At 71.6% G+C, this 15,680-nt stretch carries 9 protein-coding genes; 5 read left to right on the top strand and 4 right to left on the bottom strand.

The window, feature by feature from the left end:
- Positions 1-3: 3 nt before the first annotated feature.
- The 5 genes from nrfD to BLQ61_RS13050 all read left to right on the top strand — a co-directional run bounded on the left by nrfD (position 4) and on the right by BLQ61_RS13050 (position 8,300).
- Positions 4-1,056: an NrfD/PsrC family molybdoenzyme membrane anchor subunit gene (gene nrfD / locus BLQ61_RS13070; RefSeq protein ID WP_091571077.1), complete on the top strand. Its 1,053-nt coding sequence runs from the start codon at positions 4-6 to the stop codon at positions 1,054-1,056.
- A gap of 237 nt (positions 1,057-1,293) precedes the next feature.
- Positions 1,294-4,482: a tetrathionate reductase subunit A gene (locus BLQ61_RS13065; RefSeq protein ID WP_091571074.1), complete on the top strand. Its 3,189-nt coding sequence runs from the start codon at positions 1,294-1,296 to the stop codon at positions 4,480-4,482.
- A 767-nt stretch (positions 4,483-5,249) separates the two neighbouring features.
- Positions 5,250-5,939 carry a response regulator gene (locus BLQ61_RS13060; protein WP_091571071.1) on the top strand — a complete coding sequence of 230 codons (690 nt, stop codon included), beginning with the start codon at positions 5,250-5,252 and terminating at the stop codon, positions 5,937-5,939.
- Positions 5,936-7,438: an ATP-binding protein gene (locus BLQ61_RS13055; RefSeq protein ID WP_091571069.1), complete on the top strand. Its 1,503-nt coding sequence runs from the start codon at positions 5,936-5,938 to the stop codon at positions 7,436-7,438. Before BLQ61_RS13060 ends, BLQ61_RS13055 begins: the two co-directional genes overlap by 4 nt.
- 16 nt (positions 7,439-7,454) lie before the next feature.
- Complete coding sequence (locus BLQ61_RS13050) at positions 7,455-8,300, top strand: TlpA family protein disulfide reductase (protein WP_091571066.1); 846 nt, start codon at positions 7,455-7,457, stop codon at positions 8,298-8,300.
- A gap of 73 nt (positions 8,301-8,373) precedes the next feature.
- On the opposite strand, the gene BLQ61_RS17645 is transcribed toward BLQ61_RS13050, so the two are convergent.
- From BLQ61_RS17645 to BLQ61_RS13030, 4 genes are all read right to left on the bottom strand, one after another.
- Positions 8,374-12,966 carry a response regulator gene (locus BLQ61_RS17645; RefSeq protein ID WP_091571063.1) on the bottom strand — a complete coding sequence of 1,531 codons (4,593 nt, stop codon included), beginning with the start codon at positions 12,964-12,966 and terminating at the stop codon, positions 8,374-8,376.
- A gap of 225 nt (positions 12,967-13,191) precedes the next feature.
- The gene (locus tag BLQ61_RS13040) at positions 13,192-13,815 is read right to left on the bottom strand and encodes a hypothetical protein (protein WP_245704057.1); all 624 of its coding nucleotides are present in this window, start codon (positions 13,813-13,815) and stop codon (positions 13,192-13,194) included.
- A gap of 67 nt (positions 13,816-13,882) precedes the next feature.
- Entirely contained in the window at positions 13,883-14,539 is a 657-nt protein-coding gene (locus BLQ61_RS13035) for a DUF2325 domain-containing protein (protein WP_091571061.1), read from the bottom strand.
- Positions 14,540-14,608: 69 nt separating this feature from the next.
- On the bottom strand, positions 14,609-15,514 hold the full coding sequence (locus tag BLQ61_RS13030; RefSeq protein WP_091571058.1) for a ZIP family metal transporter: 906 nt from the start codon (positions 15,512-15,514) through the stop codon (positions 14,609-14,611).
- Between the last annotated feature and the right edge of the window lie 166 nt (positions 15,515-15,680).

Here is a 15,680-nt window from a genome sequence, read left to right as displayed (position 1 = left end):
CCCATGCAGATCACCGAACTGCTCACCCCCGCCTACGACGTGGCTTGGCTGCCCTGGGCGGTGCAATATTTCTTCCTGGTCGGCGTGGCCACCGGAGCGGCGCTGCTGGTGGCCGCCTGCAGCTACGGCAGCGCGGGCACGCGCCTGCGCCGCCTGCTGCCCACCGCCGTGCTGGTGCTGGCCGTGAGCGCCATTGCCGCGCCGGTGTCGCTGCTGGCCGACCTGCACCAGCCGTTTCGCTTCTGGCACTTCTACGCCCACTTCACGCCCTGGTCGTGGATGTCGGTGGGCGCGCTGCTGCTGCCGGCCTTCATCGGCCTGTCGCTGGCGGCCTGCGCTGCCTGGTGGCTGGGGCGCGTGCAGTGGCTGCGGCTGCTGGCGCCGCTGCTGGTGCTGTCGGCGTTGAGCATCACGCTCTACACCGGCGCCGAGATGATGGTGGTGCGCGCGCGCCCGCTGTGGAACACGCTGTGGGTGCCGATCAACCTGGCGCTGACCGGCTGGCTGGCTGCCGTGGGCGTGGCCTTCATCCTGGAGCGCTTTCTGCCCGCGCACCAGCGGCCTGATGCGATCAGCCTGCAGCTGCTGCGCGCCATCGGCCTGTGGCTGGCCGCCGCGCTGGTGCTGGTCGCCTTGTTGTGGGCGGCCACCGGCTTGATGGGCGGCAACGCCTCGTTCGACGCCGCGCTGCGCCTGGTGCGCCAGTTCCCGGTCTGGCGCGACGGCATGCTGCTGTCGGCCATCGGCGGCGTGGCGGTGATGGCGGCGCTGGTGCGCGGCAAGTGGCGCCTGGACCGCCGCGGCTACACCCTGGTCCTGGGCCTGGGCCTGGCCGCCTCGGCCTGGGCCTTCCGCTGGGCGCTGTTCATGAGCGTACAGGGCGTGCCCAAGTTCGGCGCCGGCCTGTACCTGTACAGCATGCCGCTGGGCAGCGACGGGCTGATGGGCATGCTGGGCGTGCTGGGCCTGTGCGTGGCGCTGGTGGCTGCGGCCAGCTGGGCGCTGGAAGTGTGGCCGTCGCGCCAGCAGCCAGCGCTGCAACGCGCCGCCGCATGAGCCTGGCGCCCGCCTCTGGCTCCCTCTCCCGCTGGCGGGAGAGGGCGGGGGTGAGGGTGGCGGCCGGCAGCGGGCGCGGCGCCCGAACCGGCCCTCACCCCCGCCCTTTCCCCCACGGGGAGAGGGAGTGAAGCCAGCACGCATCAAAACCGCCCTGCACCCATGAACAACAAGCGCCTGCAGCTACTGAAAACATAGCTTTCTGCCCGCGCATCCCCGATGGAAAGAGAGTCCTCCATGACCGACAAGAAGCCCCCCCGCACCGCCCCCACGCCTGAAGCCCAAGAGCCCGACGTGCGCCGTCGCCGCCTGCTGCTGCGCGGCGGCGCCGTCGCCGGTGGCCTGACGGCCTTTGCCGCCGGCTATGGCGAAGTGGTCGCCAAGGGCGCCAAGGGATTGATGACCGGCAGCGCCGGCACTACCACGCCCAGCGCCACGCGCGGCAACTCGCTCACGCCCGAGTTCCGCATCGACCCGGTCAGCGGAAAGCTGACCACCCAGCCCGGCCAGGTGGTCAGTCCCAGCAGTTGCCTGGGCTGCTGGACGCAGTGCGGCGTGCGCGTACGCGTCGATACGCACAAGGGCGAGATCATCCGCATCGCCGGCAACCCCTACCACCCGCTGGCCACGACCAACGCCGCGCCCATGGGCGCGCCCGTGCGCGAGGTCTACGCCATGCTCGGCGGCGACCACGGCCTGGAAGGCCGCGCGACATCGTGCGCCCGCGGCTCGGCCATGCTGGAGCACCAGACCTCGCCCTACCGCGTGCGCACCCCGCTCAAGCGCGTCGGCCCGCGCGGCTCGGGCCAGTGGCAGAGCATCTCGTTCGAGCAACTGATCCAGGAGGTCTGCCACGGCGGCGACCTGTTCGGCGAAGGGCATGTGGACGGCCTGAAGCAGATCCGCGACGTCAAGACGCTGATCGACGAGGCGAACCCCGAGTACGGGCCGAAGTCCAACCAGCTGGTCTTCACCGATGCCTCGAACGAAGGTCGCACGCCGCTCATCAAGCGCTTCGCCGGCCCGGCGTTTGGTACGGTGAACTTCGCCAACCACGGCGCGTACTGTGGCCAGACCTACCGCGTGGGCACGGCCGCCGCCCTGGGCAACATCCCCGGCATGCCGCACGGCAAGCCGGACTGGAAGAACTCGCGCTTCGGCCTGTTCCTGGGCACGGCGCCGGCGCAGGCGGGCAACCCGTTCCAGCGCATGGGCCGCGAGTTGGCGGAAGCCCGGTCGCGCGAGGACAACAGCTACCAGTACGTCGTCATCTCGCCCATCCTGCCGACCTCGTCCAGCCACGCCGCGGGCGACAACAACCGCTGGATTCCCATCAAGCCGACCACCGACCTGGCGCTGGCCATGGCGCTGATCCGCTGGATCATCGACCACGAGCGCTACGACGCTCGCTTTTTGTCGCAGCCCGGCCCGGTAGCCATGGCCGCCGCCGGCGAGGCGTCGTGGAGCAACGCCACGCACCTCTTGATCAACGACCCGAAGCACCCGCGCCACGGACAGTTTCTGCGCGGCGCGGACATCGGCCTGCCCCTGCCCGCGCCGGTGGACGAGAAGACCCCGGCCGAGGACGTGTACGTGGTGCAGCTGGCCGACGGCAGCCTCAGCGCCCACACCACGGCCCAGCCCGCCGAGATCTTCGTCGAGCGCAGCTTCACCCTGCCGCGCGCAGCAGACGCCACCGAAGACCCCGCCCCGGTGGCGGTGTGCTCGTCGCTCGTCATGCTGCGCACCGAGGCGCGGCGCAAGACGATCCAGGAATACTCCGACATCTGCGGCGTGCCCGTGGCCGAGATCGAGGACCTGGCGCGCGAGTTCACCAGCCACGGCAAGCGCGCGGTGGCCAACTCGCACGGCGGCACCATGAGCGGCTCGGGCTTCTACACGGCCTATGCGATCGCCATGCTGAACAACCTGATCGGCAACCTGAACGTCAAGGGCGGTTGGGTCATGGACGCTGGCCCGTTCGGCCCCTTCGGCCCCGGCCCGCGCTACAACTTCGCAAAATTCGACGGCCAAGTAAAACCCACCGGCGTGTCCCTGTCGCGCACGCGCTTCCCGTACGAGAAGACCAGCGAGTTCAAGCGCAAGAAGGAGGCCGGCCAGAACCCCTACCCGGCGCGCGCGCCGTGGTACCCGGCGCCGGGCAACATGAGCAGCGAGATGGTGGCGGCGGGCCTGCTGGGCTACCCCTACCCGCTCAAGGCGTGGATCAATCACATGGCCAATCCGGTGTATTCCATCGCCGGCTTCGAGCACGCCGTGGTGCCGTCGATCAAGGACGTGAAGAAGCTGCCGCTGTTTGTCTCGGTCGATCCGTTCATCAACGAGACCTCGGCGCTGGCCGACTACATCGTGCCGGACACGGTGACGTACGAGAGCTGGGGCATCGGCGCGCCCTGGGCCGACGTGATCGCCAAGACCTCGACCGTGCGCTGGCCGGTGGTCGAGCCCGCCACCGCGCGCACCGCCGACGGCCGGCCGGTGAACCTGGAGAGTTTCCTGTTCGCCATCGCCAAGGAACTGGAGCTGCCCGGCTTCGGCAAGGGCGGCATGAGCACAAAGGACGGCGAGCCGGTCGATCTGGAATGCGCCGAGGACTTCTACGTGCGCGGCATCTCCAACATCGCCTACCAGGCCGGCCGCCCGGTGCCCGAGGCGAGCGACGACGACATCGAGATCACCGGCCTCGCGCGCTGGATGCCCGAGGTGCAAAAGCGCCTCAAAGACGAGGAAGTGCGCCGCGTCGCCATGGTCATGAGCCGCGGCGGGCGCTTCGACACGGTGGACGAGTCGTGGAAGGACGACCACATCAAGGCGGCGTACAAATTCCCGGTGCAGATCTGGCACGAGGGGCTGGCGAAGATGCGCCACTCGATGACGGGCGAGCGCTACATGGGTTGCCCGACGTGGTTCCCGACGCGCTTTGCGGACGGCTCGGCCATGCGCGAGCACTATCCCGAGTCGGAATGGCCGCTGACTATGAGCTCGTACAAGTCGAATCTGATGAGCAGCATGTCGATCGGCGTCAAGCGGCTGCGACAGGTGCACCCACACAACCCGATCAGCCTGCACAAGGAAGATGCGGCGCGCTTTGGCATCGCCAACGGGGATGCGATCGAGGTCAGCACGCCGGGGGCCAGGGTGCAGGGGGTGGCGCTGGTGAGGAGTGGCGTGGCGCGGGGGACGGTGGCCATCGAGTACGGGTATGGGCACCGGCAGCTGGGGGCGGCGGCGCACCGGATCGATGGCAAGGAGACGGCGCACAACCCGCAGCATGCGCAGGGGGTGAATCTGAACGACCTGGGGTTCACGGATCCGACGCGGCCGGAGAAGGACAACGTGTGGATCGACTGGGTGTCAGGGGCGGTGGTGCGGCAGGGGTTGCCGGTGCGGGTGCGCAAGGTGTGAGGGCGCTTCTTTTTGATAGCTGGTTGCGTTTTGTTGGTGCGGGCTTGAGGGTGTTTTGCCCTTGGGTCTTTGTTGGAGGTGGCTGGCCGGGACTCGCCCCGGCGGGCTACCTACTTTCTTGTCGCACGACAAGAAAGTAGGCAAAGAAACGTGCTCCGCAGGCTGCGTCCCCCACGCGCTGTCGCGCGTGGGGGCAGCCTTTGAAGGGGGTGGTCGGGAGAAGGAACAGCCAAACAGCCGGGACAGCCGCGCCGCGTGGTCTTCACTCCCTCTCCCGCAGGGCGGGAGAGGGCTCGGGTGAGGGTGGGAGGGCTGGTACAGGCGCAGCGCCCGAACCATCGCCCCCTCACCCCCGCCCTCTCCCCCTGGCGGGGGCGAGGGAGCAAGAGGGCCGCTGTCTGTCATCAGGCCGCGCGCAGCGCCGGCCTCTCCCCGCTCCCGCCTTCGCCCCTTTAAGGCTGCGCCTGGGGCGGGGCGCTGGCGGGGGGGCATGGGCGTCGCAGCGCCCATGCTTCGTCATCTAGCTGGCCGCAGCTGTTTGAACGGAGCTGCGCAGCAGCGCAGTGAGTTCTGCGGCCCACCCCGCAAGCGTCCCGCCCCAGGTCTGCCCCTTCGCGCCAGCGAAGGGGTCGCAGCCGTGGGGCCGTGTCCTTTGCTTCCTTTCTTGCTCGTGCAAGAAAAGGAGGTCGCCCGCCGGGGCGAGTCCCGGCCAGCAACATCAAAAACGAGCCACCCGCCCCACACCACCAACGAGGCATCATCCAGCCATGCACATCCTGATCGTCGAGGACAACGCGCTCGTCGCCAGCGGCATCCGCACCGGCCTGGAGCTGCACAGCCTGCACGCCGACATCGCCCCCACCGCCGCCGCCGCCCAGTCCCACATCGGCGCCCGCACCTACGACGCCTGCGTGCTCGACCTCGGCCTGCCCGACGGCAACGGCCTGGACCTGCTGCGCCGCTGGCGCGCCGCCGGCCTGGCCATGCCGGTGCTCATCCTCACCGCCCGCGGCACCCTGCAGGACAAGGTCGCCGGCTTCGAGGAAGGCACGGACGACTACCTGACCAAGCCCTTCGACCTGCCCGAGCTTGCCCTGCGCCTGCAGGCCCTGGTGCGCCGCGCCGGCGGCCGTGCCAGCGACCGCGTCACGCTAGGCGCGTGCGAGATCGACATGGCCGGCGCCAGCGTGCACCTGCGTGGCCAGCCGGTGGAGCTGTCGCGCCGCGAATGGGCGCTGCTCGAAGCGCTGGTGCAGGCGCGCGGGCGGGTGCTCAGCACCGCGCAGCTGCACGACCGCCTGTACGGGCTGGACGGCGAGGTCGGCAGCAACACCGTGAACGTGCACGTGCACCACCTGCGCAAGAAGCTCGGCGCCGGCGTGGTGGACACAGTGCGCGGCCTGGGCTTTCGCCTGGGCGAGGGCTGCGGCGCCGACCTTCCGCATCCAACCGCATGAACCCCCTGCCCTCTGGCGCGCCGGCCGCCGGCACGCCGCCCACCCACAGCCTGCGCCGCCGCCTGGTGCTCGGCCTGGCGCTGGCCACCTGCGTGCTGTGGGGCGTCGTCGGCTGGTGGCGCGTGGGCGTGCTGCAGGCCGAACTGGAGGCCATGCTGGACGAGCGCCTGGTGGCCTCGGCCAAGATGGTCGCCAGCATCGTGCACCAGTTCCAGCCCGCCGCGCAGCCCGGCGCCGGCGGCGCGCCGTCGCCGGACGATGCGGCGCACCTGGACTCGCTGATCGCCCGCGACGGCGTGGCCTGCGAGGTCAGTCTGGTGCGCAGCGAGGTCGAGGTGCTGCCCCTAGCGCGCACCGGCGACGCGCCAGCGCACTCGACCCTGGGCGCACCGGGCTTCGGCCATGTCACCAAGGGCGGCAAGGCCTGGCGCACCTATGTGCTGCAGGACGGCGAGCTGCGCGTGGCCACCGCCGACCGGCTGGACCAGCGCGCGCAGCTGGCGCAGTCGGCCATGCGCTCGCTGGTGCTGACCTTCGCCGTCGCGCTGGCCGGCGTGTGGCTGCTGGTGTGGTGGCTGGTCGGGCGCGGCCTGCGCCCTTTGGCGGCGCTGGGGCGCGAGCTGCGCGCGCGCCAGCCGCGCGCCGACACCCCCGTGCAGGCCGGGCGCGACGTGCGCGAACTCGCGCCCCTGGTCGCCAGCCTGAACGCCCTGCTGGCGCGCGCGCGCAGCGCCATCGAGCACGAACGCCGCTGGACGGCCGACGCCGCGCACGAGCTGCGCACGCCACTCACCGCCATCAAGACCCAGGTGCAGGTGGCGCAGATGGCGCTGGCCGCGCCCGGCCGCGCGGTGCTGGCGGACGCGGCCCTGGCCGACGCGCTGCGCGGCATCGCGCACCTGCACGGCACGCTGGAGCAACTGCTCGACCTGGCCCGCCTGGAAAGCACGGACCCGGCGGCCGGCGCGCACACCACCCAAGGGCCCGAGCTGCTGCAGGCGCTGGAACTGGCGCTGCAGCAATCCACCCAGCGCGCGCAGGACGAGCGCGGCGATGCATCGCCGATCGCGTTGCGCCACGTACCCGACGACCCGGCCGCCTGGCAGGACGTGCGGCTGGCCGTGCCCCCCGCGCTCGTCACCAGCGCTGCCGGCAACCTGCTGGACAACGCCCTGCGCCACCACCGCGGCGACGCGCCGGTCGAATGCACGCTGGCGCTGCTGCGCTGGCCCGGGCAGCCGCACGGCGCGGTCGAGCTGCGGGTGCGCGACCACGGCCCGGGCCTGAGCGAAGAGGAATGCGCCCAGGCGACACAGCGCTTCTGGCGCAAGGGCGCCAGCAGCAGCGGCGGCAGCGGCCTGGGCCTGACGCTGGTGCAGCGCATCGCCGAGAGCGCCGGCGGCACGCTGGTGCTGGAGCCGGCCGATCCCGGCCTGTGCGCGCGGCTGCGCTGGCCGGTGCAGACCGGCGCCCTGCCGCCCGAAGGAGCGATCCCATGACCCACCGAAACCCTCCATGCACGCGCAGATGCTGACGCTGGGCCCGCTGGTGCTGCCCTGGGCGGGGCTGCTGGCGCTGCTGGCCTGGCTGAGCGGCAGCACGCTGCACGACCGGCTGCTGCGCCGCGCCGGCCTGCCGCCCGGCCCGCACGCCTGGGCGCTGGCCCTGGCGGTGCTGGCCGCCGCGCGCCTGGCCTTCGTGCTGCGCTACGCCGGCGACTACGCCGCCGCGCCCTGGACGGCGCTGGACATCCGCGACGGCGGCTGGGCACCCATCTGGGGCTGGGCCGCGGGCGCGGTGTATGCCGGCGTGCTGTGGCTGCGCCGCCGCCCCGCGCGCCGCGCCGTGGCCGCGGGTCTGGCGGCCGGCGCCTGCCTGTGGCTCGCCGGCCAGCTAGCCCTGCGGCTGGCGCAGCCGCGCACACCGATCACCCTGCCCGACTGGCAGGGCGTGGCGCTGGACGCGCGCAGCGTGCGCCTGTCCGATTTGCAGGGCCGGCCGCTGGTGGTCAACCTGTGGGCCAGCTGGTGCCCGCCGTGCCGGCGCGAGATGCCGGTGCTGCGCCAGGCGCAGCAGCAGCACCCGCAGGTGCGCTTCCTGTGGGTCGACCAGGGCGAGGCGCCCGAGGTGGTGCTGGCCTTTGCCCGCGCCCAGGGGCTGCCCGAGGCGGACGTGCTGCTGGATGTGCGCTCGGAGCTGGGCCAGCGGCTCGGCCACCGCGCGCTGCCGACCACGCTGTTCTTCGGCGCCGACGCCCGGCTGGCGGCGGTGCGCAGTGGCGAGCTGTCGGCCGCCACGCTGGCCGAACACCTGGCGCGCATCCGGCCCCCGCCGCTCTCCGGTCAACTACCAAAACAATAGCAGACCGTCGTTTATTCATGCCGACCGGCGGCACAAAAGACCTGAAACCACGGCGCCAGGGCCGTGACCGGCCTCAGCGCATCACGGCCTGCAGCGCCTGGGTCAGCTCGTTCTCGCCATAGGGCTTTTGCAGGTGCACGGGCGGCACGCTCCACGCGCCGGGGGCCACCGTCACCGGGTCGTAGCCGGAGGCGAACACCACGCGCAGCCCGGGGATGCGCCGCGCCGCCTCGGCGGCCAGCTCGGTGCCCGAGCGTCCGGGCAGGCTGATGTCGGTGATCAGCACGTCCACCGGCTGACCTTCGAGCAACTGCAGCGCACGCGCCGCATCACCGGCCTGCAGCACGCTGTGCCCCAGGTCGGCCAGCATGTCGGCGGTGATGGTGCGGATCAGCTCCTCGTCCTCGACCAGCAGCACACGCAGCGGCGCAGCCCTGCCCGCGGGTCCCGGCGTCGCTGCCCCGGGTTCGCGCCCCGGGGCCGGGGCAGCAGCAGCGGCGTCCTGTGCGCTGCCGCGCTGCTGCTGGCCGCGCAGCGCATGGCGTACCTTGCGCGCCAGCTGCTCGCGGGTGTAGGGCTTGCTGAGCAGCTCCACGCCAGAGTCCAGCCGCCCGGCGTGCATGATGGCGTTCTGCGTGTAGCCCGAGGTGAAGAGCACGGCGATCTCCGGCAGTCGTTCGCGCGCCCTGCGTGCCAGCTCGGGGCTGCGCAGCGTGCCGGGCATGACCACGTCGGTGAACAGCAGGTCGATCGGCAGACCGCTCTCGACGATGGCCAGCGCCGCATCGGCGCTGTCGGCCTTGAGCACGCGGTAGCCCAGGTCGGACAGCATCTCCACGACCGTCGCGCGCACCTGCTCGTCGTCCTCCACCGCCAGGATGGTTTCCGTGCCGCCCACGGCGGGGCCGGTGTCCACGTCGGTCACCAGAGCCTCGGCCTCGTGCGTGCGCGGCAGGTAGATCGACACCGTGGTGCCACATCCGGGCTGGCTGGTGAGGTGCACGTGCCCGCCCGATTGCTTGACGAAGCCGTACACCATGGACAGGCCCAGGCCGGTGCCCTGCCCTTCGGGCTTGGTGGTGAAGAACGGCTCGAACACCTGATCGATCACCTCCGGCGGGATGCCTGCGCCGGTGTCGGTCACCGCCAGCCGCACATACTGCCCGGGCGCGGTCGGGCCGCCCTCGGGGGCCTGTTCCTGGTCCAGCAGGGCGTTGCCAACCCCGATGGTCAGCCGGCCATGGCCCTGCATGGCGTCGCGTGCGTTGATCGCCAGGTTCAGCAGGGCGTTCTCGACCTGCACCGTGTCGACGAAGGCATTCCACAGCCCGTCGGCGACCTCCGTGCGGATGTCGATGCTCTCGCCCAGGGAGCGGCGCAGCATGTCGTCCATGTCGTGCACCAGCCGCCCCAGGTGCACCACGCGCGGCGCCAGCGGCTGGCGCCGCCCGAAGGCCAGCAGTTGCGAGGCCAGCTTGGAGCCGCGCGCCACGCCGCCCAGCGCGTTGCGCACGCGCTGCTCGGCGCGCTCCTGACCGGCGATGTCGCGCTGCAGCAGCTGCAGGTTGCCGCCGATGACCTGCAGCAGGTTGTTGAAGTCGTGCGCCACGCCGCCGGTCAGCTTGCCCACCGCCTCCATCTTCTGCGCCTGGCGCAGCTGCTCCTCGGCGCGGCGCAGCGCCTCGGCCTGCTCGTGCGCCGCGGTGACGTCGCGCGCCGTGCAGTACAGCAGGCCGCCTTCGGGCACGGCGGTCCAGGACAGCCAGCGGTAGCCGCCGTCGCGCGCGCGAAGGCGGTTCTCGAAGTCCACCGTGGTCAGGCCTTCGGCCAGCCGCCCGACCTCGGCGCGCGTCTTCGCGCGGTCGTTAGGGTGCTCCAGCCACTCGGAGGTCTTGCCCACCAGCTCGTCCTCGCTCCAGCCCAGCACCTGCGTCCAGGCCGGGTTAACGCTCAGCCACACGCCCTGCGGGTCGGCCACACCCAGCATGTCGCGGCTGACGCGCCAGATGCGGTCGCGCTCCTGGGTGCGCTCGGCCACGCGCTGCTCCAGCGTGGCATTGAGCTGCTGCAGCGCCTGCTCCGCCTCCTTGCGCGCCGTGATGTCGGTGGCGATGCCGAACCATTCCAGCACCTGGCCGTCCTCGTCCAGGATCGGAATGGCCCGTGCCGCGGACCAGCCCGGCGTGCCGTCGGCGCGCCGCACCCGGTGTTCCATCACGTACATGCTCCGGTCGCGCATGGCCTGGCGGATGGCGGCGTTCACGGCCGGGCGGTCCTCCGGGTAGAGGTAGTCGTCCAGCCAGTCGCGCCGCGGCTGCGCGGTGTCGGTCAAAAAACCGCGCCCGACCAGCTGGCGCAGCTCGCGCCAGTCAGCGCTGATGCGGTACACCACGTCGAAACTGGCGTTGACCAGCGCGCGAAAGCGCTGTTCGCTGGTCTGCAGCTCGGCGGTGGCCTGGCGGCGCAGGCGCACCAGCTTCAAGTTCGCGTCCACGCGCGCCACCAGCTCGCGCGGTGAGAACGGCTTGACCAAGTAGTCATCCGCGCCAGCGTCCAGCCCCTCGACGCTGGCTTCCTCTCCGGCGCGCGCGGACAGGGCGATCACCGGCAGGTCCTGCAGCTGCGCGTCGGCGCGGATGGCGCGCAGCAGGCCGAAGCCGTCCAGGCGCGGCATCATCAGGTCGGTGATCACCAGGTCAGGGCGGCGCGCGCGCAGTGCCTCCAGCGCTGCCTGCCCGTCGGGTACTGCCTCCACCCGGTGGCGGCCGGCGAACAGCCGGCCGATGTAGTCGCGCATGTCGGCGTTGTCGTCGGCCAGCAGGATGTGTGCGGCCTCCCCTGCGGCGGTCATCCCTGCCGCCGGGTCATGCCCGTCCACGGTAGCGGTTGTAAAGGCCGAAGCCGGCGCACTGCCCGGCAGCCAGCGCAGTGCCTCGTCCACATACACCCGCGCGCGCACTGCGGTCGAGCCCGCGTCGTGGGCGGGCTGGACGTGCCCGGGCGGCAGGTGGGCGCTGCCCAGCGGCAGCGCGACGGTGAATGTGGTGCCCTGCCCTTCCTGGCTGGTCACCGTGATCGTGCCGCCTTGCAACTGCACCAGCTCATGCACCAGCGCCAGACCGATGCCGCTGCCCTCGAAGCTGCGTCCGCGCGCACCCTCGATGCGGTGAAAGCGCTCGAACATGCGCGGCAGCTCGTGCGCCGGCACGCCGGTGCCCGTATCGCGCACCGTGACGACCGCCGCGCCTGCCACCACCGCCACGCCTACGGCGATCTCGCCGACAAAGGTGAACTTGAAGGCGTTGGACAGCAGGTTCAGGACAATCTTTTCCCACATCTCCCGGTCGACGAACACCGGCTCGGGCAGCGGCAGGCAGTCGACCACCAGCCGCAGGCCCGCCTGTTCGGTGGCCGAGCGGAAATTGCTCGCCAGGTCGGCCGTCAGGGCCGACAGGTCGGTGGGCTGGAACTGGGCGCGTGCCCGGCCGGCCTCGATGCGCGAGAAATCCAGCAGCGCGTTGACCAGCTTGAGCAGGCGCAAGCCATTGCGGTGCGCGATCTCGACACGTGCACGCTCGTCCTCGGGCAGGCGCGCGGCCTGTGCCAAAGAGTCCTCCAGTGGCCCCAGCATAAGGGTCAGGGGAGTGCGGAATTCATGGCTGACGTTGGTGAAAAACTGCGTCTTGGCCTGGTCGATGGCAGCAAGTGCCTCGGCGCGCTGGCGCTCCTGCTCGTACACGTCGGCGTTGGCCAGGGCGGCCGCCACCTGCTCCGCCAGCAGGTGCAGGAAGCCCTGGTAGTCGGCATCGAACTGGCGGTACGGGTTCAGCCCCACGACCAACGCACCCCCCTGCCCCAAAGCGCCTGCGCCGCCGAGCGGCAGCACCGCGGCCTGGCTGGGCGGCACGCCCCAGGCACCCGTGGGCAGATCGCGGAACGTCTGCGCCAGGTCGCCGACCACCCGCAGCTGCTGGGCGTGCAGCCCATCGGCCAGCGGCCAGCCGCTTGCTTCGTCGGCCGACCCGATGCGCACCGGCGCCGCCGCATGGCCCGGCACGATGCCGGCGGCGCTCGCCAGCGCCAGCGCGCCGCTGCCTGGTTCCTCCAGGTACAGCAGGGCAAAGGGCAGATCGCGCGCATTGGTGGCCAGCGCCGCGGCCGTGCGCTGCACGACCTGCTCGCGCGTGCGCGCGTCGGCGACACGCGAGGACAATTCGTGCAGCAGCGCCAGTTGGCGCTCGCCGATGACGCGCCGGGTGTCGTCGGTGTTGGCGCAGATGATGCCGCCTGGGCTGCCGTCGTCATCCGGAATCGGGCTGTAGGAGAAGGTGTAGTAAGTCTCCTCGGGATAGCCGTTGCGCTCCATGATCAGGAGCTGCTCCTCGACGTACGTGCCCTCAACACCGCCCATGGCGGTCCGCAGCATGGGCTCGATCTCGGTCCAGATTTCGCGCCACACCTGGGATATCGGGCGCCCGAGCGCCCAGGGATGCCGGGCACCGATGATCGATTGGTAGGCATCGTTGTAGAGGTAGATCAGCTGCGCACCCCAGCCGATCCAGATGGGCTGGCGCGAGGTCAGCATGATGCCGACCGCCGTCTTCAGGCTTTGCGGCCAACCCTGCGGTGGACCCAGGGGCGAGGACTGCCAGTCGTATTCCCGCATCAGGGCGCCGAGCTCGCCTCCGGACCACAGGAAGGAGGGAGGGTTGACAGGGGGCTGGGCGGCCGAAGGGGTGACGTGACGGTCCACTGGGGTGCAGCTCCTGTGCGGGACGGAAGGCAGAAACAGGCATTATTGCGTGTGCGACGGCCCCTTTCCTGGCGTAACCCGGTACGGTGCATGCTGGGCGTGGCAGCCGCATCAGCGCACAGACACGCGGCACGTTGGTCACTTATCCGCGCCGACTCCCAGGCGTTCAAACAGGCCACCGCGCGCCCCGTCCAGCCCCTCGCCTTTGCCGCCCGCGCCCTGTACAGCAGTCAGGAAGTGCGCCATCGCCTCGGACGCGCGGCTGCGCTGCTCACCGTTGAACACGAATTCGTCCACCATGCCGCCGCCTTCGGTATACACGCGCATCCAGGTGCGCGGGGCATGGGCCAGCCGGTCCACCAGCCGCAGCGGCACGTCGAACTGCGCGGCGCCCGGCAGCGCTGGCGCGTTTGCCGGTGCGGCGCTGCCGGCCGGCACGCGCAGGCGCACCGTCTCCGAGCCGCCGATGTGCACGTCCGCGCCCCTCACCTGAGCGGAGGTGCCGGGCAGCGCGACCATCAGCCGCGCCTGGCCGGCGTGGCGGCTGGTCCACGACACGGCCAGCACCGGGCAGCGCGGCCCGGTCTCGCAGGCCAGGCGCTCGGGCGCCACCTGCACGGTGCGCGCACCGCCCTCGCCACCGCCCTGCTGCACGCGCGGCACCGTGGCCTCGCGGCTGGCACAGCCGGACAGCGCCAGCACGCCGGCCCAGGTGGCGGCCGCCAGCGCGGCCCGGGGAAAGAACAGCGAAGATCCTGTCACGCAATGCACTCCTGTTGCCGTGGCGCGCGGCGCCACAAAGGCGCAATGGTAGTGGCGTGGCGGCGCTTCAGCCGGGGCGGCCGCCGGCGCTGCAGCTGGCGCAGGACGCCGGCGCGATGGCCGCAACCTGCGCCTTGCGCTCCTGCGGCGCAGGCGTGGCGGCGCCTGGGTCGCGGCCCTGCATCAGACGCAGCAGATCGGGCTGCGCCACCAGCACGCAGGTCTTGCCGGTGCGCCGGCAGTGATCATGCACGCGCCAGAAGGCGCCGTGGCCCAGGCAGCCGGTCTGGCAGACCACCAGGTCGGCGGCGCGCAGGCTGTCCTCCAGCGCCTGCGCGTCGTGCGCGCTCCAGGCAGCGTCCTCGTCGGGCGGCGGCGCGGGGCTGCCCAGGGCATCGGCCCGAGGCATCGGCTGGCCGGACGGGACGGGTTCGTTCAGCAGTTCGCGCAACAGCGCCAGCAGCGTGCCCCAGCGCCGCGCCAGCGCCAGGCGGCCGGGCAGGCTCCAGGCGGCCTGCTCGCGCGCCGCGTGGTCCTGCGCGGCCCAGGCCAGCGCCGTCTCACGCGCCACCAGGCGCGCGCGCAGGCACAGGTTTTCGGCCTGCAGCCGCTCGATCTCGCGCGCCTGCGCGCCCATCTGTTCGCTGCAGCGCAGCTGGGCGCGGCCATAGTCCCGCATCAGCGCGCAGTGCTCGCGTGCCAGGTCGGGTTCGCACACCTGCATGCCATGGTTCTCCTGGAAAAAAGTCAAAGGGCCCGGCGCCCAGGCGTGCTGGGCCGAACGTGCTGCTGCTCAGCCCAGCGCCGTATCCAGCAGCATCATCAGCACGAAGCCGATGATCAGCCCGCCGGTGGCGAAAGCCTCGTGTCCCTTGCGGTGCGACTCGGGGATGATCTCGTGGCTGATGACGAACAGCATGGCGCCGGCGGCAAAACCCAGGCCCCAGGGCATCAGCGCCGCCGAATAGCTGACGATGGCCGCGCCCAGCACCGCGCCGATGGGCTCGACCAGGCCCGACGCCATGCCCAGCGACACCGCGAAGGCGCGGCCGTAGCCGGCGGCCAGCAACGCCACCGCCACCACCAGCCCCTCGGGCACGTCCTGGATGGCGATGCCCATGGCCAGCGCGTTGGCGCGCACGCCCTCGTTGGCGGCGTAGCCGACGCCGATTGCCAGCCCCTCGGGCAGGTTGTGCAGCGCGATGGCGATGACGAACAGCCAGGTGCGGTGCAGCTTGCGCGCCGCCGCGCCCTCGCGGCCCTTGATGAAGTGCTCGTGCGGCAGCAGCCGGTCCATGGCCAGCAGCGCCAGCGCGCCCAGCACGATGGCGCTGCCCACCACGCCGCCGGCGGCCCAGGGCCCGCCGCCGAAGACCTGTGCGCTGCGCGCCGCCTCCAGCCCGGGGATGATGAGCGAGAACGCGCTGGCCGCCAGCATCACGCCGGCGCCAAAGCCGAACAACGTGTCCTGCACGCGCTCGGACAGCTCGCGCGACAGCAGCACCGGCACCGTGCCGATCGCCGTGGCCAGCGCCGCCACCGAACCGCCCACCAGCGCGTTCATGACCACCGGATCGGACTGCACATAGCCCCAGGCCTGCGTCAGCAGCACCAGCGCGCCGGCCAGGCACGCGCCCAGCCCCAGCCAGGTGCGCAGGCGCCAGGTGTGCCAGTCAAGGGACAGTGCGGCGTGGTTCATGGCGTGCTCCTGGAACGGAATGCGGCAGCGGCACGGCCTGCCGCGCCGGAGGGCGGGTGCGGCGTTGCAAGGCGAGGCAGGCGGCGCGAGGTCATGGCAGTATTTTAATTGATAACAATTCTCATTATCAAATTTTTATCAGCGGCATGAAGTGCCATGGTGCGCC

The sequence above is a fragment of the Oryzisolibacter propanilivorax genome, from assembly GCF_900103645.1.
Lineage (GTDB): Bacteria > Pseudomonadota > Gammaproteobacteria > Burkholderiales > Burkholderiaceae_C > Melaminivora > Melaminivora propanilivorax.
The sequence above is the reverse complement of the archived record's forward strand: the minus strand, read 5'-3'. Positions and strand labels throughout refer to the sequence as shown.